Source organism: Desertibacillus haloalkaliphilus, from assembly GCF_019039105.1.
GTDB lineage: Bacteria > Bacillota > Bacilli > Bacillales > KJ1-10-99 > Desertibacillus > Desertibacillus haloalkaliphilus.
This window is the reverse complement of sequence record NZ_JAHPIV010000511.1, coordinates 1-344: the sequence shown is the minus strand read 5'-3', so window position 1 is coordinate 344 and position 344 is coordinate 1. Positions and strand designations below refer to the sequence as shown.

The following is a 344-nucleotide window of genomic DNA, read 5'->3' as shown; positions in this document are numbered from 1 at the left end:
AAGGAAAAAGAGGGGGGAGAGAGGGGGGAAAAAAGAAAGGAGAAGGAAAAAGAAAGAAAGAGAAGAGAGGGGGAGAGAGAAGAAGAGGAGAAAAGGAGGGAGAAGGGAGAGGAGAAGAAAAAGAGAAGAGGAGAAAAAGGAAAGAGGGGAAGGGAGGGAGAGGAAAGGGGGAGAAGAGAAAGAAAAAAGAAAAAAGGAGAAGGGAAAGAAGAAGAGAAGAGAGGAGAAAAAAAGAGAGGAGGGGGAAGGAGGGAAGAGAAAGGAGGAAAAAGAGGAGAGGGAGGGGAAGGAGAAAAGAGAAGAAAGGAAAGGGAGGAGGGGGGGAAAAGGGAGAGGGAGAAGGA

The 344-nt window shown here is 47.7% G+C and carries 1 protein-coding gene; it reads left to right on the top strand.

From position 1 onward, the window contains the following. On the top strand, positions 1-344 hold a 344-nt coding region (locus tag KH400_RS30340; RefSeq protein ID WP_217228615.1), incomplete at both ends, for a hypothetical protein.